18 protein-coding genes, 1 pseudogene and 1 riboswitch are annotated in these 17,035 nt (G+C 72.9%); of the genes and pseudogenes, 7 read left to right on the top strand and 12 right to left on the bottom strand.

Going from position 1 to position 17,035, the window contains the following annotated elements:
* Positions 1-156: 156 nt before the first annotated feature.
* From HNP84_RS57030 to HNP84_RS02230, 3 genes and pseudogenes are all read right to left on the bottom strand, one after another.
* Positions 157-1,212 (bottom strand): annotated as a pseudogene (locus HNP84_RS57030) (MptA/MptB family glycosyltransferase); the annotation flags it as partial.
* A gap of 481 nt (positions 1,213-1,693) precedes the next feature.
* On the bottom strand, positions 1,694-2,419 hold the full coding sequence (locus tag HNP84_RS02235; protein ID WP_185047600.1) for a glycosyltransferase family 2 protein: 726 nt from the start codon (positions 2,417-2,419) through the stop codon (positions 1,694-1,696).
* A 22-nt stretch (positions 2,420-2,441) separates the two neighbouring features.
* The gene (locus HNP84_RS02230) at positions 2,442-2,792 is read right to left on the bottom strand and encodes an STAS domain-containing protein (protein WP_185047599.1); all 351 of its coding nucleotides are present in this window, start codon (positions 2,790-2,792) and stop codon (positions 2,442-2,444) included.
* Positions 2,793-3,027: 235 nt separating this feature from the next.
* On the opposite strand from HNP84_RS02230, the gene HNP84_RS02225 reads away from it, so the two are divergent.
* Positions 3,028-3,483, top strand: coding sequence for a hypothetical protein (locus HNP84_RS02225; RefSeq protein WP_246517705.1), 456 nt, complete (start codon positions 3,028-3,030; stop codon positions 3,481-3,483).
* A gap of 45 nt (positions 3,484-3,528) precedes the next feature.
* Here the strand turns inward: HNP84_RS02225 and HNP84_RS02220 are convergent, their stop codons facing one another.
* Together HNP84_RS02220 and HNP84_RS55815 are read right to left on the bottom strand one after the other, a co-directional pair.
* Positions 3,529-4,647: a sensor histidine kinase gene (locus tag HNP84_RS02220; protein ID WP_185047598.1), complete on the bottom strand. Its 1,119-nt coding sequence runs from the start codon at positions 4,645-4,647 to the stop codon at positions 3,529-3,531.
* A 30-nt stretch (positions 4,648-4,677) separates the two neighbouring features.
* Positions 4,678-5,397 (bottom strand): response regulator transcription factor, encoded by a 720-nt coding sequence (locus HNP84_RS55815; RefSeq protein ID WP_185047597.1) that lies wholly within the window; start codon positions 5,395-5,397, stop codon positions 4,678-4,680.
* Between the two features lie 154 nt (positions 5,398-5,551).
* Between HNP84_RS55815 and HNP84_RS02210 the strand changes: the two genes are divergently transcribed.
* From HNP84_RS02210 to HNP84_RS02200, 3 genes are read left to right on the top strand one after another with little or no spacing between them, the layout of a single operon-like run.
* Positions 5,552-5,719: a hypothetical protein gene (locus HNP84_RS02210; protein WP_185047596.1), complete on the top strand. Its 168-nt coding sequence runs from the start codon at positions 5,552-5,554 to the stop codon at positions 5,717-5,719.
* Between the two features lie 26 nt (positions 5,720-5,745).
* Complete coding sequence (locus tag HNP84_RS02205) at positions 5,746-6,033, top strand: DUF6412 domain-containing protein (RefSeq protein ID WP_221335739.1); 288 nt, start codon at positions 5,746-5,748, stop codon at positions 6,031-6,033.
* Between the two features lie 56 nt (positions 6,034-6,089).
* Positions 6,090-6,824, top strand: coding sequence for a YidC/Oxa1 family membrane protein insertase (locus HNP84_RS02200; protein ID WP_185047595.1), 735 nt, complete (start codon positions 6,090-6,092; stop codon positions 6,822-6,824).
* Positions 6,825-6,885: 61 nt separating this feature from the next.
* Here HNP84_RS02200 and HNP84_RS02195 read toward each other — a convergent pair whose 3' ends face one another.
* Both HNP84_RS02195 and HNP84_RS02190 read right to left on the bottom strand, forming a co-directional pair.
* Positions 6,886-7,335 (bottom strand): ATP-binding protein, encoded by a 450-nt coding sequence (locus tag HNP84_RS02195; protein ID WP_185047859.1) that lies wholly within the window; start codon positions 7,333-7,335, stop codon positions 6,886-6,888.
* A 180-nt stretch (positions 7,336-7,515) separates the two neighbouring features.
* Positions 7,516-9,324: a PAS domain S-box protein gene (locus HNP84_RS02190; protein WP_312923434.1), complete on the bottom strand. Its 1,809-nt coding sequence runs from the start codon at positions 9,322-9,324 to the stop codon at positions 7,516-7,518.
* 209 nt (positions 9,325-9,533) lie between these two features.
* Between HNP84_RS02190 and HNP84_RS02185 the strand changes: the two genes are divergently transcribed.
* On the top strand, positions 9,534-10,088 hold the full coding sequence (locus HNP84_RS02185) for a methylated-DNA--[protein]-cysteine S-methyltransferase (RefSeq protein ID WP_185047593.1): 555 nt from the start codon (positions 9,534-9,536) through the stop codon (positions 10,086-10,088).
* A gap of 148 nt (positions 10,089-10,236) precedes the next feature.
* Positions 10,237-11,487, top strand: a complete 1,251-nt coding sequence (locus HNP84_RS02180) for an acyltransferase family protein (protein ID WP_185047592.1) — start codon at positions 10,237-10,239, stop codon at positions 11,485-11,487.
* Here HNP84_RS02180 and HNP84_RS02175 read toward each other — a convergent pair whose 3' ends face one another.
* From HNP84_RS02175 to HNP84_RS02165, 3 genes are read right to left on the bottom strand one after another with little or no spacing between them, the layout of a single operon-like run.
* On the bottom strand, positions 11,488-11,970 hold the full coding sequence (locus tag HNP84_RS02175; protein ID WP_185047591.1) for a hypothetical protein: 483 nt from the start codon (positions 11,968-11,970) through the stop codon (positions 11,488-11,490). It abuts the gene before it with no gap.
* A complete protein-coding gene (locus tag HNP84_RS02170) occupies positions 11,967-13,358 on the bottom strand; it encodes an ATP-binding protein (protein ID WP_185047590.1) in 1,392 nt (463 codons plus the stop codon). Before HNP84_RS02170 ends, HNP84_RS02175 begins: the two co-directional genes overlap by 4 nt.
* Positions 13,355-14,029 (bottom strand): response regulator, encoded by a 675-nt coding sequence (locus HNP84_RS02165; RefSeq protein WP_185047589.1) that lies wholly within the window; start codon positions 14,027-14,029, stop codon positions 13,355-13,357. Before HNP84_RS02165 ends, HNP84_RS02170 begins: the two co-directional genes overlap by 4 nt.
* Positions 14,030-14,140: 111 nt before the next feature.
* Here HNP84_RS02165 and HNP84_RS02160 point away from each other — a divergent pair, with 111 nt between their 5' ends.
* Positions 14,141-14,911 carry an SGNH/GDSL hydrolase family protein gene (locus HNP84_RS02160; RefSeq protein WP_221335738.1) on the top strand — a complete coding sequence of 257 codons (771 nt, stop codon included), beginning with the start codon at positions 14,141-14,143 and terminating at the stop codon, positions 14,909-14,911.
* 121 nt (positions 14,912-15,032) lie between these two features.
* Here the strand turns inward: HNP84_RS02160 and HNP84_RS02155 are convergent, their stop codons facing one another.
* Together HNP84_RS02155 and HNP84_RS02150 are read right to left on the bottom strand one after the other, a co-directional pair.
* Positions 15,033-15,392, bottom strand: coding sequence for a DUF4190 domain-containing protein (locus tag HNP84_RS02155; protein ID WP_185047588.1), 360 nt, complete (start codon positions 15,390-15,392; stop codon positions 15,033-15,035).
* Between the two features lie 84 nt (positions 15,393-15,476).
* A complete protein-coding gene (locus tag HNP84_RS02150; RefSeq protein WP_185047587.1) occupies positions 15,477-16,838 on the bottom strand; it encodes a purine-cytosine permease family protein in 1,362 nt (453 codons plus the stop codon).
* Positions 16,829-16,940, bottom strand: a riboswitch (TPP riboswitch). Its footprint overlaps the gene before it by 10 nt.
* Between the last annotated feature and the right edge of the window lie 95 nt (positions 16,941-17,035).

Below are 17,035 nucleotides of genomic sequence, written 5' to 3'. Positions count from 1 at the left end.
GTCCAGCACCCGGGCCGGCAGGTACGCCAGCGAGAGCGCGGTCAGCCGGGCCACCAGGAACCCGTCCAGCGCGGAGGCCGGGGCCAGCGCGAGCAGCGCGAACGCGAGCCCGTCGTACCACGGCAGCGCGTACGGCGCCGCGAACAGGTAGGCGACCACGATCGCCCCCGCCACCTCCGGCGCGCCGTGCCGCTCCATACCGGCCAGCAGCAGCCAGGCCAGCAGCGCGAGCAGCGCCAGCGAGCCTGCCTGGATCCAGATCACGTACCCGCCGGGGCCGATGAGCCGCTGCAACGCGTCCTGGACCATGTTCCACGGGGTGGCCAGCGAGACCGACCGGCTCGCCCGGCCGATCTGGTCCAGCGAGTGGGGCCCCGCCAGCGCGTACGCCGCCGCCACCGTCGCGGTCGCGGTCGCCGCGACCACCGCCAGGCGGGCGCGGGAGCGGCGCAGCTCCCAGGCGTGCCCCAGCGCCACCAGCCCGACGTTCACCTTCACCGCGATCCCGGCCCCGAGCAGGACCCCCGCCAGGACCCCGCGGTGCCGCACCACCAGCGAGGCGACCACGGCGACGACGGCCAGCGTGTCCACGTGCATGCCGGCCGCGAGCTGGTAGACGACCAGCGGGTTCACCGTCCACAGCAGGGCCGCCCGCAGGTCGCCCCCGGTGAAGCGGTGCAGCAGCAGCGCGGTGCCGGCGAAGGCGGCGGCGTTGGCGAGCGCGAGCGCGAACACGGTCAGGCGTACCGACTCGCCCCCGGCCAGGCTCGCCGCCACCTGCACCGCGGTCGCCACCGGCCCGTACACCGAGGGCGTGTTCACCCACTCCTCCACCGCCCCCGCGACCGGGTCGGCGGGCAGCATCGCGGGCGTGGTCGCGTACGGGTCGTGGCCGAGCGCGCCGATCCGCCCGTACGCGGCGTAGTTCAGGTGGTCGGCCGAGCCCGAGGGCAGCAGGAACGCCAGCACCCCCGCGACCGCGCACCCGAGCACCAGCAGCCGCCGCGCGTCCCACAGCCCGCCCGCGGGGACCCGCCGCCTGAGCGCGAGCAGCCCCGCGCCGAGCCCGACGGCCCCCAGCAGGATCGCCGCCGCGGCCATCGCCACGACGAGATGCCCGTCGGGCCGCACGCCCAGCGAGTACGGCGGCTGCCACGCCTCCCCGTCCAGGGCGGGCACCATGGCCGACGGGCCGAGCAGCCCGATGGCCACCGTCAGCGCCAGGCTCCCCCCGACGCCGCCCGCCCACACGCGAACCGGCCACGCCGCACGTTCGAAACCCACCAGCGCATTCCAGCACACCCCGCCCCCACCCCGCGCTCTGGTCGCCGCTGTGACCGGCGCTGTGTGGCCGGCGCTCCGGCCGGCCGGGGACGCTCATCAAAGCGTCACCGCACGGTAAGCAATCATCCGGCCACGGGAGGTTATGATCACGGTAACCCCCCATGGCGATGCCTCGCGCGTGGAGCCCGGCACCCTCCAGGGCCGGACTCCACGCCGCGAGCGGCCGAACGCCCGAGCGGGTCGGACGCCCGAGCGGGTCGATGCCCGAGCAGGTCGAATGCCCGAGCAGGTCGAATGCCCGAGCGCGTCAGTTGCCCGAGCGCGTCAGTTGCCCGAGCGCGTCAGTTGCCCGAGCGGGTCAGTTGCCCGAGCGGGTCAGTTGCCCGAGCGGGTCGGACGCCCGAGCGCGTCAGATGCTCGGGATCGAGGTGAGGGCGCCGCGGGCGAGGAGGGCGCGGGCCACGTCGCGGAACTGGCGGGCGCGGTGGAGCTGCGCGTGCCAGTCGGCGCCGGTGGCGCGGTGGGCCATGTCCACCTCGACCTCGCTGACCCGGAATCCGCGGCGCAGCAGGTCGATGGTGAGGCCGACCTCGACGCCGAAGCCGTGGGCGAGCGGGCGGGCGGCCTCGAAGGCGGCGCGGGTGAGGCAGCGCTGGCCGTTGAGCGGCTGGACGGGGGTCCACCCGGTGGCGCGCTTGATCCCGGCGGCGGCCAGGCCGACGACGAAGCCGTGGCCGGCGAGCCTGACCCGGTTGGCGAAGATCGCGATGGACATGTCGGTGGCGCCCTTGCGCACCGGCTCGATGAGCGCCGCGGCGGCGCGGGCGGTGTCGCCCAGGTCGGCGTCCAGGAACAACAGGTGCCTGGCCTCGACTGCTCCGCCGTCGCCCGCGGGGGGCGGGTCGAGCAGGCGCACGGCCTCGGCGCCGGACTCCATGGCGGCGGCCTTGCCGCGGTTGCGGCTGTGGCGGATCACGCGGGCGCCGGCCGCCCTCGCCACACGGCCGGTCGCGTCACCCGAACCGTCGTCCACGACCACGACGAGATCGACACCCGGCAGGGAGAGGGCGGCGGTGACCGTCGCGCCGATCCGCTCGGCCTCGTCCTTCGCCGGAATGATCACCGCTGTGTCCATGGTGATCGATGGTAGCCGCCGGCTACCCCTGCGACTCGGAGATCAGCAACTCCTCGGGCACGGTCTCGTGCACGACGAACACCGAGTCGAGGCCCGTGACCTGGAGGATCTTGCGCACCGCGGGACGCGGGGCCGCCACCTCCAGCGCGCCGCCGCGCTCCTTGAGCCGCTTGAGCGCGGACAGCAGCACGTTCATTCCGGTCGAGTCGCAGAAGTCCACGCCGGACATGTCGATGACCACCCGCGACGGCCCGTCTCCGAGGAGCCGAGTGAACTCGGCCTGGAGGCGGGGGGCGGTATAGAGGTCGATTTCACCGGCGACCGCCACTACGACGTTCCCGGCATGTGATCGAGTCGAGACCTTGAGCTCCACAGCGGGCACACTAGCGCCGCTCAGGCTCCGGGTCACGTTCTCTCGCAGATCCCCGCTCCCGGAGTCGCTCGGCCGTTCTCCCCCGTTTGGAGTACAGGGAAACGGTGAGTGCGCGAAGCTTTACTGTATGCGACACCGGCGTGACCGGAAAGGGGGCAGGGCCGCCGCGCCCGTGCCCGGCGGCGTCTCCACAGGCGTGGCGCGGGCGTCCGGGCGGGTGGTCCACACGACACCGATGCACAGCGAAAGACCGGAGGACCCACAACGTGAGCGGCTGCGGGAGCGACTGGAGGTGATCCGGGTCCTCACCGAGAAGGCCACGTCGTGGCGGGAGGCGACGCTGCCGCTTCGGGCATTGATCAACCGCGAGGGCGTGGTGCCGATCCGGGCCCGCCTCGCCGGCCACGATCTCGACTTCCTCGAAATCGCCCGAGACGAGCTGCTGGGCCTGAGCGAGCTGGGGCTGCGCCTGCTCGACCTGCACCAGCCGCGCGACGCGGGCGGGATCACCAGCGACCCGGCCAACCCGATACTGCGCTGCCGCAGTTGCATGTGGCGCTGGCCGTGCCCGACGTTCCGCGCCATCGCCGAGTCGATCGACGTGCCGTGGTGGCACCGCCGGGCCGACGCCGAGGAGAGCATCGCGCTGCGCACCCCACCCCCCGATTATCCACAGAATCTCTGTGGATAACCTCTGTCCGTGGCCACCCCCCTGTGGACAAAGGGGGCGTCCGGGTCACTGCGACAGGGGAAGGCGGATGTCGAAGCGGCAGCCGGGTCCCTCGTTGACCACCTCGATGTCGCCCTCGTGCGCCTCCACGATGCCGCGGGCGATGGCCAGACCGAGGCCGGCCCCACCCCCCTCGGGGGTGGGGGTGCGGGCCGCCTCGCCCCGGAACGCGATCTCGAACACCCGCGGCAGGTCGTCCTCGGGTATCCCGCCGCAGCCGTCGGTCACCGACAGGCAGGCCCGGCCGTCGTGCACGTGTGCGCGCACCCAGACCGCGCCGTCGGCGGGGGTGTGCCGGATCGCGTTGACCACCAGGTTGCGCAGCGCCCGGCCCAGTTCGGCGGTGTCGGCCTCGACGGGCACCACCTCGTCGGCCTCGCCGCCCAGGCGCACCCCCTTGGCCCGCGCCAGCGGCTCCACGCCGGCCAGCGCGTCGGCCACCAGGTCGCCGAGGCCCACCCGCCGCCGCGACAGCCGCAGCGCGCCGGCGTGGATGCGCGAGAGCTCGAACAGGTCGTCCACCATGTCCGAGAGCCGATCCACCTCCAGCCGGATCTGGGCGTGGTAGCGGCGCACGGTCGCCTCGTCGGCCACCACGCCGTCCTCCAGCGCCTCGGCCATGGCCCGCATGCCGGCGAGCGGGGTGCGCAGGTCGTGGCTGACCCAGGCGACCAGCTCGCGGCGGGCGCTCTCCAGGGCGCGCTCGCGCTCGTGGCCGAGCCGGAGCCGGGCGTACGCCTCGTCCAGGGTGCTGGCGATGGTGGCCAGCTCGGCGGGCAGCCCGGTGGGGGCCACGAAGCCGCCGTCGTCGCTCACGTCGCGCACGGCGTCCACCAGGCGGCGGCTGGCGGCCACGACGCGGCGCGCCAGCACCAGCGCGACGCCCAGCCCGACCAGGCCGCCCACCGCCACCACGCTGAGCACGATGTCGCGCGAGGCGTCGGCGATCAGCATCTCCAGTGTGATTCCGACCACCCCCGCGATGGTGGCGAGCACGGTGACCACGGCGACGACGGCGAGCATGACCCCGATCGAGCGCTCGCGCAGCAGCCGCATCGCGGCCACTCCGAGGGCCGCGATCAGCACGCCGAGCCCGGCGGTGACCGCGATGATCTCCAGGATCATGTGGTTTCCAGGATCACGCCGTCTCCACGGTCACGTCGTGTCCATGGAGGCCGCCATGGGCTCGTAGCGGTAGCCGACGCCCCAGACCGTGACGATGCGCCGCGGCGCGGTCGGGTCGGGCTCGATCTTCTCCCGCAGCCGCCGCACGTGCACGGTCACGGTGGAGGAGTCGCCGAACGACCAGCCCCACACCTGGTCGAGCAGCGCCTGGCGGCTGAACGCCTGGCGCGGGTTGCGCATCAGGTAGGCGAGCAGGTCGAACTCGCGCGCGGTGAGCATGACCTCCTGGTCGCCCAGGCGCACCTCGTGCGCGCCGATGTCCACCCGCAGGTCGGCGTCGCGCAGCACGCCGGTGCCGGTCATGACCGGCGCCCCGCGCGCCCGGCGCAGCACCGACTGCACGCGCAGCGCCAGCTCCCGGGGGCTGAACGGCTTGGTGACGTAGTCGTCGGCGCCGGTCTCCAGACCGACGACGCGGTCGATCTCCTCGCCGAGCGCGGTCAGCATGATCACCGGCACCGGCCAGCGCTCGCGCAGCTTCTTGCACACCTGAAGGCCGTCCATCTTGGGCAGCATCAGGTCGAGCACCAGCAGGTCGGGCGGGTCGGCGAGCGCCCGGCGCAGCGCCTCGGCCCCGTCGCCCACGCACTCGACATCGTGCCCGTCGCGCTCAAGGTAGCGCGCGACGACCTCCGCGACCGTGGGATCGTCGTCCACGACGAGAATGCGGGCCGCCGAACTCGTGCTCACCGCTCACCGCCCTCCGGGTGTTTCCCTACTCAACGGTACGGCCGGCGCGCCGCGTGCCGTCCTGTCGTCACCGTTCCGTAAGCAGGGTCCGAAGTGAGTGGATCGTTAGCCGATCTGCGTCGCGGCGGAGGGCGGTGGGACGTACGGTAGGCACATGGCTCGTATCGTTCTCGCCGTCCTCGGCGTGCTGCTCGCCCTGTATGTGGTGTTCGGGCTGGTGATCCCCGCGCTGATCGGCATGCTCAAGCTGCTGGTCATCGTCGCGGTGATCGGGGTCGTGGTCGTGGCCGGAGTCACGCTCTACGGCAAGCTGTCCAAGTAGCTCACGCGACCACCGGTGAGCTGAACGTGCACGCCCCGCGTCTGTACCTGCTGCTCCTCCTGGCCGTGGCGGTCCTGGGCGGAGCGGCCGGCGATCCCCGCGGCATGCTCGCGGGCGCCGCGGTCGCGGGGCTCAGCGTGCTGCTGCTGGCCTGGGCCGCGCGGGCCCTGCGTGCCGAGCCGCGCGCCGATCCGTGGACGCCCCTGTCGGCGCGCGACCGCGCCCGGCGTACCACGTTCGTCCGGCAACGAGATCCCGACGCCGCCGGCCGTCCCCGCCCCAGAGCCCCCTCGGCGGGCCCGGCGCCCGCGTAGCGCGCGGGCGCCGTTCTGTCGTCCTGTCCCCCTATCGACAGAAGGGCTCGTCCGCCATGTTCGATTCGATCATCTCGTTCGCGTCCGGGCTGCTCGCCGCCACCGCCGACCTCATCTCGCCGCTGGCCGGGGCCAACTCCGCCGCGGTGGCGATCATCCTGTTCACACTGGCCGTACGCGTGCTGCTGCTCCCCCTGGCCCTGATGGCGGCGCGCGGGGCGAAGGCCAAGATGCGCCTGGCGCCCGAGCTGGCCAAGCTGCGCAAGCGCTACGCCCGCAACCCCGAGCGGTTGCAGCGCGAGTCGCTCGCCCTGTACGCCCGCGAGGGCGCCTCGCCGCTGTCGGGCTGCCTGCCCTCGGTCGCGCAACTGCCGTTCTTCGCACTGCTGTACCAGGTGACCACCGCGCCGAGCACGCATGTGCTGTTCGGGGCGCCGCTGGGCCAGCCGCTGGCCGGGGCCGTGGCCGCGTTCGGCCCGCTGAGCGTGCCGGTGCTGGTCTTCGTGGTGCTGCTGGCGCTGCTGACGGTGGTGGCGTACCTGTCCTCGCGCCGGGCGAAGCTGGACGCCACCGCGCTCGCGGTCCCGGCCATCCCGGGTGGAGGCGAGCCCCAGATCGCGGCGGGGGTCGCCGACTCGATGCGGCGGATCATGCCGCTGCTGCCGTTCGGCTCGGTGCTGGCGGCGGCGGTGATGCCGCTGGGCGCGGGGTTGTACCTGCTGGCCTCCACGGCGTGGACGGTCGGCGAGCGCGCGCTGCTCTACCCCAAGCCAGTCGCGGCGGTACAGTAGGCGCGGCAGATTCAGCAGCTCCGGTGCGTCCGGTGCGACCGGCCGGGCACGGCCCGGCCGGTCAGCCGCACTCGCGCAGGGCGGCCACCTCGGTGTTGCCCGATCCGCCCGACGCGCTGTGGTGGCCGTTCACGGTGGGTTGAGGACAGTGCAGCACGGCCCACACCGTGGTCACGTCGCCCTCGTGGCGCACACCCCAGCTCTCGGCCAGGAACTCCACGATGCCCAGGCCACGCCCGCCGAGCGAGGACAGGGTGGGACGGCCGGCCCGCGGCTCGGTGGCCGCGCCTCCGTCACTCACCGCAACCTCCACGTGGCCGTCGGTCCAGCGCCAAGCCACCCCCACCCCGCCCGAGGGCAACGGGTGGGCATGCCGCAACGCGTTGCTGAGCAGCTCGCTCACGACGAGGACCGCATCGTCGATCGCGGCTTCGTACACTCCCCATTTCTCCAGGTCAGAGCACAGGCGCTGACGGGCGACCGCAACGCTGGACAACTCGTAGGGCAACATCACGGCGCTCGACGCACTCACCTCCCCCTGCACTCCGAAGCCCCCCTGAGGAGCAACCCCACTACGACCGAAATGCCCCGTTAGCCGGTCGAGGAAACCGCCGGCCGATTACGGCTTGTACACATCGGACAATAGATCAGTTTATCCGTTACCGGTTCGTTACCACGCCGGAGTTTCGCGTCAGGTAGAGGATTCCGCCACTCGGAGGAACATTCTCATCCTGGTCCCTCCGCCGGGGCGAGGATGGGCGCTAACATCGCCGCCCTGAGCGCGTGCGAGGCTGCGCACGATGTACAGACCCAGCCCCACGCCGCCGAACCTGCGCCGGTCGCCGCTCTCCACCTGGACGAAGCGCTCGAACACGCGTTCGCGGTCGGCGGCGGCGATGCCGACCCCCTCGTCGTCCACCACGACCACCACGCTCTGGCCCTCGCGCCACGCCTCGACCCGGATCAGGCCGCCGTTCGGGGAGTACTTGAACGCGTTCTCCAGGAGCTGGCCGAGCACGATGTCGGTGGCCAGCGCATCGCCGCTGACCAGGGGAAGATCGTCCTGGATGTCCACCTCGACCCGGTGCCGGTCGGACAGGACCGGCAGGCCCAGGGTCGCACCGCGTACCAGGGCGGCCAGGTCGAACGGCTCCACCCGCACCGCCAGCTCCTCCGCGCCCGCGCGCGAGCCCAGCAGCAGGTGGTCCATCAGCGAGCCCAGCGAGCGCGCCCGCTCGGCGATCGTGTGCACGGCGGCGCGGCGCTCGGCGTCGGCCAGCTTGTCCCAGCGCGAGTCGAGCATGCTGGCGAAGCCGCGCACCACCGTTATCGGCGTGCGCAGCTCGTGGCTGGTGGTGGCCAGGAACAGGTCCTTGGCCTCCTCCAGCTCCTTGGCCCGGGTGATGTCGCGGAAATCCACCACGATCTCGCCGGTCTCGGGGATCTCGGCGCACACGACGTCCAGCCAGCGGCCGTTGTCGAGCTGGAAGCTCAGCTTCTCGCCCGGCTCGGGCAGCGGGAACGGCGGCGGCCCGCCGATCACGTCGTCGGCGTGGTAGCCGGTCAGCTCGCCGGCCGCCGGATTCCACTGCAACACCCGGCCGTAGCCGTCGAGCACCGCGATGCCGTCGGCGCTGGCGTCGAAGACCGCGCGCTCGTGGGCGCGCTGGCGCACCGCGTCCTGGTAGGCCATCGCGTTGCCGACCGCGATCCCGGCGTGCCCGGCCAGCAGCTCCAGCAGCTCCAGCTCGACGTGACCGGCCTTGCGCTTGGCGAACAGCGCGTACAGCGCGCCGTACGGCCGCCCGCCCACGGCCGCGATGCCCAGCGCGATCGAGTGCAGGCCGGGCAGCTCGGACCAGATCAGGTCGTCCAGCTCGCTGGTCTCCAGCATCACGGTCTTGCCGGTACGCAGCAGCTTGCCGACCAGGCTCGTGTGTAACTCGGCCGTGGCCCCGCGCAGCGACGCCGGCAGCCCGTGCGCGCTGACCAGCCGCAGCCGCTCGCCTTCGAGCAGCACGAACCCGCTCGCGTCGGCCCCGGTCAGCTCGGTCAGCCCGGACACGATCCGGTCGAGCACCGACGGCAGCTCCAGCTCGGCGTTGATGTCGCCCACCACGTCGGTCAGCCGGCGGACCAGCCGGTCGCGGTGGGCGCCCCAGTCGCGGGCGTCGGCGTCGTCCTGCGGCAGGTGGTGCACGCACACATAGCCCACGACCGTGCCCGAGCCGACCCGCAGCGCGCTGGTATCGACCCGCACGTCGAGCAGCCGGCCGTCGCGGCAGAACCGCTTGGTGCGCAGCGACACCTCCCCGCCCGTACGCACCCGCTCCAGCACCGCGTTGTGCTCGGCGGTCAGCTCGTCGGGCACGATCGGCGAGCGCCGGCCCACCATCTCGGCGGCGCTCCAGCCGAACAGCCGCTCGGCCGCGGGGTTCCACACCAGCACCGTCTGATCGCGGTCGAGGGCGACGATCGCATTGGGTGAGCTTTCGAGCACAGCCAGTGCGATGTCATCGTCACTCGCGGCCCTCTCGTCACCCACCCTCCCATAGTGCCCGTTTTCCCGGCCGGATCTTGGCGTTTTCGCCGGAGCGTTCCGGGTCGCCCCATGGATTCCTGGCGCGCCCGGCCGGGCGGCGCCGATGTGGCGATCCGTCGGATACGCTGCGGTGAGCGCTGTCTGCATGCGAAAGAGGGGGAGCGCCCGTGTCCGGCGACCTAGACGCCCTGGTGCGGGTGACCTCGCCCGCGTATCGCGGCGACGGGCCCCCCGACATCGCCTTCGGCACCGTCGAGAGCCCGGTGGGCTCCCTCGTCGTCGCGGTGACCGGCCGGGGGGTGGTGTCGTGCAGCTACGACGACGAGCACACCGTGTTCGAGCGGATCACCCGCTCGGTGGGCCGGTTCATCGGCCCCGACCCGCGCCGCATCGACCCGGTGCGGCGTGAGCTGGAGGCGTACTTCGCCGGGCGGCTGCGCGCCTTCACCGTGGCGGTCGATCTGCAGCTCGCCACGCCGTTCGCGCGCACGGTGCTGCAGATGCTCACCACCGTCCCCTACGGCACCACCACCACGTACGCCGAGGTGGCCGAGCGCATCGGCCGTCCCCGCGCCCTGCGCGCGGTGGGCAACGCGCTCGCGGTCAACCCGGTCTGCGTGATCGTGCCCTGCCACCGCGTCATCGACTCGCCCGGCACCCCCGGCCCGTACGCCGGCGGCCCCGACGCCAAGCGCCACCTGCTCGCCCTGGAGGCCGGCTAGGGGTTCAGCCGCCTCAGCGCAGGCGGCGCCGGACTGCCGATCAACCGGATCGATTCCCGCTTCCCCGCCGGTCCGGCGTGGTCCGTTGCGACACATCTGCGACCTCATGCGGACGGTGCCCGGACAGTGGAACGGCACGCTCGGCGCCATGACGCCAGCTCAATCGACCGAGGAGGCCGCGCCGGCCAGCGTACGCAGGCCGCATCTGCCCGCCCTGGACGGGCTGCGGGGCGTCGCGATCATCGGGGTGCTGCTGTTCCATACCGGCCATCTGCCCGGCGGGTTCCTCGGCGTGGACCTGTTCTTCGCCCTGTCCGGCTACCTGATCACCGATCTGCTGCTGCGAGAGGTCAGGGTGACCGGTGCCGTCTCGCTCGCCGCGTTCTGGGGCAGGCGGGTCCGCCGGCTGCTGCCCGCGCTGGCGGGCATGCTCGCCTCGGTCACCGTGCTGGTCTGGGCGGTGGGACCGCCGGACCTGGTGCGGACGACGCTCTCGGACGGCCCGTGGGTGCAGTCGAATCTGGTCAACTGGCACCTGCTCGTGGAGTCGGCCGGCTACTGGGACAGGTTCGGGTCGGAGCGGGTGTTCGAGCACCTGTGGAGCATCGCGGTCGAGGAGCAGTTCTACCTGGTGTGGCCGGCGCTCCTGGCGATCATCGCGTGGTGGGCGCGGCGCGCACAGCGGGTGGGCCGGGTGGACCACTGGGGCGCGGTGGTGGCGACGCTGGTCTCGGCCGGCTCGCTGGTGTTGATGATCGTCCTCCTGGATCCCGCGGACCCGAGCCGGGTCTACACCGGCACCGACACGCGCGCGTTCTCGCTGCTGCTGGGCGCCCTGGTCGCCACGCGTCCGGTGCATGCCGCGCCGGCCCGCGCCATAGACCGGCGGGCGGGTGCCGTGTCGGCGGTGTCGGTGGCGTCGGCGGTGTCGGTGGTCGGGATCGGCGCGGTGTGGCTGCTCGCCGACGGGACGGACTCGCCGTGGCTGTTCACCGGCGGGCTCTTCGCGCACTCGCTGGCCGCCGCGCTGCTGATCGGGCTGTGTGTGCGGGCGCCGCACGCGATGGTCGCCCGGGCCCTGGCGTGGCGGCCGCTGCGGTGGTGCGGGCTGATCTCCTACAGCCTGTACCTGTGGCACTGGCCCGTGATCGTGCTGCTGTCCCAGCAGCGGTCGGGCCTCGGCGGATGGTCGTGGACGGCGATGGTGGCCGGCGTGTCGATCGGCCTGGCCGCGCTGTCGAAGTACCTGATCGAGGATCCGATCCGGTTCCGCGCCCGATGGGCCAGGGGGCGGAGCGGGCTGTCGGCGTTCGCCGCGGTCATGATCGCCCTCGCCGTGCTGTGGGCGGCGCTGCCCGCACCGGCCCCGGCCACGATCGACGTCACGAAGCTGGGCTGATCACCTGATCAGCGGGCAGGTCCGCAGCTTGTTCGACTCCGGGGTGCTCTGGGTGAAGATGATCCGCACCTTCATGCTCCTCGACCCGCCGCTCTGGACGTGGACGCCCAGCGCGGTGCACACGATCTGGTCGATGCCCAGCGAGGTCATCTCGTTCGCCGTGAAGGGCACGTGGATCTCGGTCACGCCGGGTGTGGTGGCCACCCCGACCCGCGTGACCGTGGTCGGTGCGATCCCGGTGCGCAGGCCCGAGTAGCCGGGCCCGGTCAGCAGCAGGGCCAGCGCCTCGGAGATCGACCCGAGGCGGCCGGTCTGCCGGAACTGCGGCTGCAGCCTGCTGTGCGCGTCGATGAAGTACAGCGTCACCCCGGGCGCCACGCCGGCCGGGGCCTGGCCGCCGCCGGTCACGCCGGACGGCTGGATCCCGCAGCCCGCGAGCAGCAGGACCGCCGGCACCGCCAGCACCGCGCAGATCCGCTTCACCCGTCCTCCTGGTTCCGCGGCAACCGCAGCGTGAACCGCGCGCCGCCGCCGGCGATGTTGCCGGCGGTGAGGTCGCCGCCGTGCAGGCGGGCGTTCTCCAGCGCGATCGCCAGCCCGAGCCCGCTGCCCGGCGTGCGGGGGCGGGCGGTGTCGGCCTTGTAGAAGCGGTCGAAGACGTGCGGCAGCACGTCCTGGGGCAGGCCCGGCCCGCTGTCGGCGACCTCGATCCGCACCTGGTCGCGGGACACGGAGACCTGCACCCGCACCGGCGGTTCCCCGTGACTCAGCGCGTTGCCGACCAGGTTGGCCACGATGACGTCCAGCCGGCGCGGGTCCAGCCGCAGGACGACGCCGTCCGGTGCGACCAGCTCGACGCGGTCCAGCCAGCCGCGGGCGCGCAGGCAGCCGCGCACGGCACCCGCCACATCGACGTCCTCCAACCGCAGCCGCGCGGTGCCGGCGTCGAAGCGGGACACCTCCATCAGGTCCTCCACGAGCGCGACCAGCCGGTGCGTCTCGGCGATCGCCAGCTGCGAGGACTCCCGGGCGTCCGAATCCATCCCGGCGGCCGCGGTCGCCAGCACGTCCACCACCGCCATCAGCGTGCTCAGCGGGGTGCGCAGCTCGTGGGAGACGTCGGCGGCGAACCTCCTGGCGTCAGCCTGCATCCTCTGCAGCGACTCGGCCATCTCGTTGACGGTGACGGCGAGGTCGGCCAGTTCGTCGGCGCCCTGGGGCGGTGAGCGGGCGCCGAGGTCGCCCGCGGCCAGCCGGCGGGCGGTATCGCGCAGCTCGCGCACCGGCCGCAGGACGCTGCGCGCGGCCAGCAGCGCGAGCAGCACCGCCAGCGGCAGCGCCAGCGCGGCGGTGTAGGCGGCCGACCGGGTGAGGTCGTCGACCCGTCCCTCGACGTCGGTGAGGTCGCGCCCGGTGTACACCTCGATGCCGGACGAGGTGCGCGCGCCGTCCGGCGCGGTGATCACGATGGGCGTGCCGACCAGCAGGAAGGGCCGGCCGCCGGCGGTGACCACTTGCGTGGCGATCAGGTGCCGGGCGCGCACGGCCGAGCGCAGCGCGCCCGTGACCGGTTCGGTGCCGGTGTCGTCGGCGGACCGCAGATTCCGGTACGTCACCAGCGTGTTCGGGCCGACGGCGGCGCGCAGCCGGTCGAGCGTGCCCTGGTCCGGCGGATACGTCAGCTCCGGGGCGATCGCGCCGATCTGCCCGGCGACGGTCTGGGCGAGCCGCTGCCGGGCCGAGTCGACCAGCGCGGACCGCGCCGAGCGGGCGCTCGCCCACGCCGCCGCGGTGGCACCGAGCACGGTCACCAGCACGACGGCGACCACCAGCCGGGCGCGCAGCCCGCGCGGCCAGGGCCGCCAGGTCACAGCGGCCCGAACCGGTAGCCGAACCCGCGGACGGTCTGCACGTACTCCGGCGCGCCCGGATCGTCCTCGATCTTCGCCCGCAGCCGCTGCACGCAGTTGTCGACGAGCCGGGAGTCGCCGAGGTAGTCGTGCTCCCACACCTCTTCCAGGAGTTGCTGCCGGGTGAACACCCGGCCGGGCGCCCCGGACAGGGTCAGCAGCAGCCGTAGCTCGGTCGGCGTCAGCGACACCGGCTCGCCGTGCGCCGTCACCGTCAGCGCCGCGAGGTCGATGCGCAGGTCGCGGTGTACGCGAACGCCGTCCGGGGCGTCGGTGGCGCGGCGCAGCACGGCGCGGATCCGCGCGTCGAGCACGGTGGGCTGTACCGGTTTGACGACGTAGTCGTCCGCGCCCGCCTCCAGGCCGCCGACGACGTCGAAGTCGTCGCCGCGCGCGGTGAGGATGATCACGGGGACCGCGCCGGCCGCGCGGACGCGGCGGCACACCTCCACCCCGTCGATGCCCGGCAGCATCAGGTCGAGCACCACCAGGTCGGGCGCGGACGAGCGGACTTCGCGCAGCCCGTCCTCGCCGGTGTCGGCCGTGCGGACGTCGTGGCCGTGCCCGCGCAACGCGAGCTGCAGCCCGCGCCGGACCAGAGGATCGTCCTCGATGAGCAGAATCGAAGCCACCCGTCCAGTATTGCCACCGCCCGCCGACCTGGGCGTATCGGTGGTCACTTGCGACACAACGGCGACATGCCGGTGGAGGTGCCGCGACACTGCGGCGGCACTGTCGAAGTCATGACCAAGACACGGAACCTCGCCTTCGGCATGGCGGGGCTGCTGCTGCTGCTGACCGCCGCCTGTGCCGGCGAGTCGGGTGCGAGCGACACGCCGGCCCGAGCCGAGACCAGCGCGTCCGCCGGGCCGGGACCGTCCAAGGTGCTCTTCCTCGGCGACTCCGTCGCGGCGGGCGAGGCGCTGCCCCTGGCGGCCGCCTTCAAGGCCAGCGGCGTCGGCTTCACGTCCATCGCCTCCGACGGCGGCGGGAACGTCGTCGGCCCCGCCTCGGACAGGCGCTGGAAGGAGTTGCCCGGGCAGATCACCTCCGCCCGGCCGACCGTGGTGATCTACCAGCTCACCACCTACGACTGGGGCAGCCGGCAGGAGCAGCGCGCCGCCTACGACAGGCTCCTGACCACGGTGGCCGGGGCCGGGGCGAAGCTCATCTTCGTCACCTCACCACCGATCAAGCCCGGCGACTTCTACAAGCCGCACATGGCCGACCTGAATCGCGCGCCCGGCGTCGCCCGGCAGGTCGCGGCCGGTTCCGCCGGCAAGGCGACTTTCCTCGACGCGGGCGCCGTGTGGGGCGACACGTACCAGCGCGTCAAGGACGGCGTGGCCGACCGCAGCGCCGACGGCATCCACACCTGCCCGCAGGGCGCCGCCCGCTTCGCCAACTGGCTGCTGAAGGAGCTGGCGAAGCTGTACCCGGGCTTCACGCCCGCGCCACCGCAGTCCTGGGCCAACACCGGCTGGTCCGCGGACAAGCGCTTCAAGGGCTGCTGACCAGGCCGCCCGAGCCGGAACCGGCCCGCGAGGGCGCACCGTCTTCCAGGCCGGACGGACCGGTTCCCGGCCCGCCCGGTCCGGCCACGACGGCCTCGGCCTCGTCGTTCGCCGGAGGGTTCTAGGAGTTCAGCAGCGAGTCGATCCACCCGAAACCGTCGTTGACCCACTCCGCGAGCGATTCGGGGCCGGCGCCGACGACGACCAGCGCGATCAGGATGATCGCCGGGATGACCACGATGTAGCCCAGGATGAGCCCGGCGACCGCCATGCCGTGCCCGGGTCTGAGGCCGCGCCTGGTCTTTCCCGCGGCCACATGGCCCAGGACGATGGCCAGGATGGACGGGATGCCGAACAGGCACCAACTGGCGAAGATGCCGATGATCCCGAAGATGAGGCTGGCCACGGCGGCGCCCGAGGTGGCCTGCTGACCCGCCGGATTCGGGAAATAGGGGTCGTTGCCCCCGTGGGGAGAGTGCATGAGGTCTCCGATCCTGGATGAGCCCCCAGGCCGTCACGATCCCTCAGTTCCCGATGCCGGACAAGGGCCCGCGCCCGGGCCGCCTCAGCCGAGGCGGCGCCGGGGGGCGAGCCTGCCGATGAGCAGCGTGGCCAGGCCGGAGACCAGGAACGCCCCGAGCGCGGCGCTCATCCACGGCGCGGGCGTGAACCCGCCGAGCAGATCGCGCAGGCCGTCCCAGACGGCCGCCCACCAGCCCACCTCCGACGGCGCGGCGAGCAGCCACCAGGTGACGAACCCGAGCACCCACGGCACGACCATCAGCCACCGGGAGGGCGCGCCTTCGGAGACGTCCCAGCGGGCGGCGCCGCCGAGCAGGAAGTAGTCCACGGCCAGCACGCCGAACATCGGCACGAACACCCCGCCGATCAGGCCCAGGAAGGCGGTGTAGGAGTCCACGTCCACCACCAGCGCGACGCCGGTGACCAGCACCCCGACGGCCACCGAGATGATCCGCCGGTCCACCCTCGGCACCAGGTTCTGCAGCGACATCGTGGTGGAGTAGACGTTGGCGAACGACTGGTCGGCCTCGCGCAGCACCAGGATGCCGAAGAACAGCGCGCCGAGCGGCGCGGCCACGAACACGTCCATCACCTTCTGGCTCTGGTACCCCGCCAGCGCGAGCGCCACGATGCCCAGCGTGAGGCAGGCGACCTGGGCGATGGTGTACCCGCCGACCACCCCGGCGAAGGCCGCCCTGCCGGAGCGGGAGTGCCGGGCGAAGTCGGCCGCCAGCGGCACCCACGACACCGACAGCGCGATCACGTAGTCCACGGCCGGTACGAACGCCTGCCAGGAGCCCTCGGTCAGCGGCGGCCCCTGCCGGAACAGCGCGACCGACAGCCAGATCATGGACACGACCACGCCCGCGGTCACGAACCGCCGCAGCACCCGGATCGAGCCGAGCGGCCAGATGGTGAGCACGATCGTGAGCGCCCCGGCGGCGATCACCCACACGGCGTACGGGACGCCGTCCCCGAAGATCGCCTGCGCGCCGGTGGCGATCACCCACAGCTCGAACGCGCCCCACCCGAGCATCTGGATCATGTTCAGCACGGTCGGCACGTACGACAGCCGGGTGCCGAACAGCCCTCGCAGCAGCACCATCGCGGGCGCGCCCGTCCGCACCCCCGGGATGGCCGACAGCCCGATCATGGTCGTCCCGATCAGGCTGCCCACGATCGCCGCGGTCACCGCCGCGACCAGGCTCAACGGACTGCCGGGGACGGGAATGAGCAGCGCGGCGGCGGCCGAGAACCCGAGCAGGCTCACCCCGAGATTGGCCCAGAAGGCCCCCTGGTCGAGCGCGCCGAGCGTCTTGGGCGGCGCCTGGTCGAGAGTGAGCGGCGCTTCCGTGCCGCCGCGAGAAGATGCGGTGCTGCCAGGGGAAACGACGTCAGACGTCATCACACGCTCCCTACGCCGGCATTATCCGGACAGGTTCATGCGGTCGGCAGCGGCATAGCTGCCCTCTCAGCCCGGTTGCCCCGAGCTCCCGCGGTCGTTTTATGGATGGCTGGCTTAATGATGCCCCATAAGTCCCTAAAAGGCGATAGAGGGCTAAATCTCCATGGATGCGACCGTACTAGGGACGATCCCGTCCA

The organism is Thermocatellispora tengchongensis, assembly GCF_014202315.1.
Lineage (GTDB): Bacteria > Actinomycetota > Actinomycetes > Streptosporangiales > Streptosporangiaceae > Thermocatellispora > Thermocatellispora tengchongensis.
The sequence above is the reverse complement of the archived record's forward strand: the minus strand, read 5'-3'. Positions and strand labels throughout refer to the sequence as shown.

What these genes read in the sequence shown, in the direction of transcription:
- HNP84_RS02235 (WP_185047600.1), bottom strand. Translation starts at nt 2,419, where the DNA reads ATGGACACAGCGGTGATCATTCCGGCGAAGGACGAGGCCGAGCGGATC.
- HNP84_RS02225 (WP_246517705.1), top strand. Translation starts at nt 3,028, where the DNA reads ATGCACAGCGAAAGACCGGAGGACCCACAACGTGAGCGGCTGCGGGAG.
- HNP84_RS02220 (WP_185047598.1), bottom strand. Translation starts at nt 4,647, where the DNA reads ATGATCCTGGAGATCATCGCGGTCACCGCCGGGCTCGGCGTGCTGATC.
- HNP84_RS02210 (WP_185047596.1), top strand. Translation starts at nt 5,552, where the DNA reads ATGGCTCGTATCGTTCTCGCCGTCCTCGGCGTGCTGCTCGCCCTGTAT.
- HNP84_RS02200 (WP_185047595.1), top strand. Translation starts at nt 6,090, where the DNA reads ATGTTCGATTCGATCATCTCGTTCGCGTCCGGGCTGCTCGCCGCCACC.
- HNP84_RS02195 (WP_185047859.1), bottom strand. Translation starts at nt 7,335, where the DNA reads ATGTTGCCCTACGAGTTGTCCAGCGTTGCGGTCGCCCGTCAGCGCCTG.
- HNP84_RS02180 (WP_185047592.1), top strand. Translation starts at nt 10,237, where the DNA reads ATGACGCCAGCTCAATCGACCGAGGAGGCCGCGCCGGCCAGCGTACGC.
- HNP84_RS02160 (WP_221335738.1), top strand. Translation starts at nt 14,141, where the DNA reads ATGACCAAGACACGGAACCTCGCCTTCGGCATGGCGGGGCTGCTGCTG.
- HNP84_RS02155 (WP_185047588.1), bottom strand. Translation starts at nt 15,392, where the DNA reads ATGCACTCTCCCCACGGGGGCAACGACCCCTATTTCCCGAATCCGGCG.
- HNP84_RS02150 (WP_185047587.1), bottom strand. Translation starts at nt 16,838, where the DNA reads ATGACGTCTGACGTCGTTTCCCCTGGCAGCACCGCATCTTCTCGCGGC.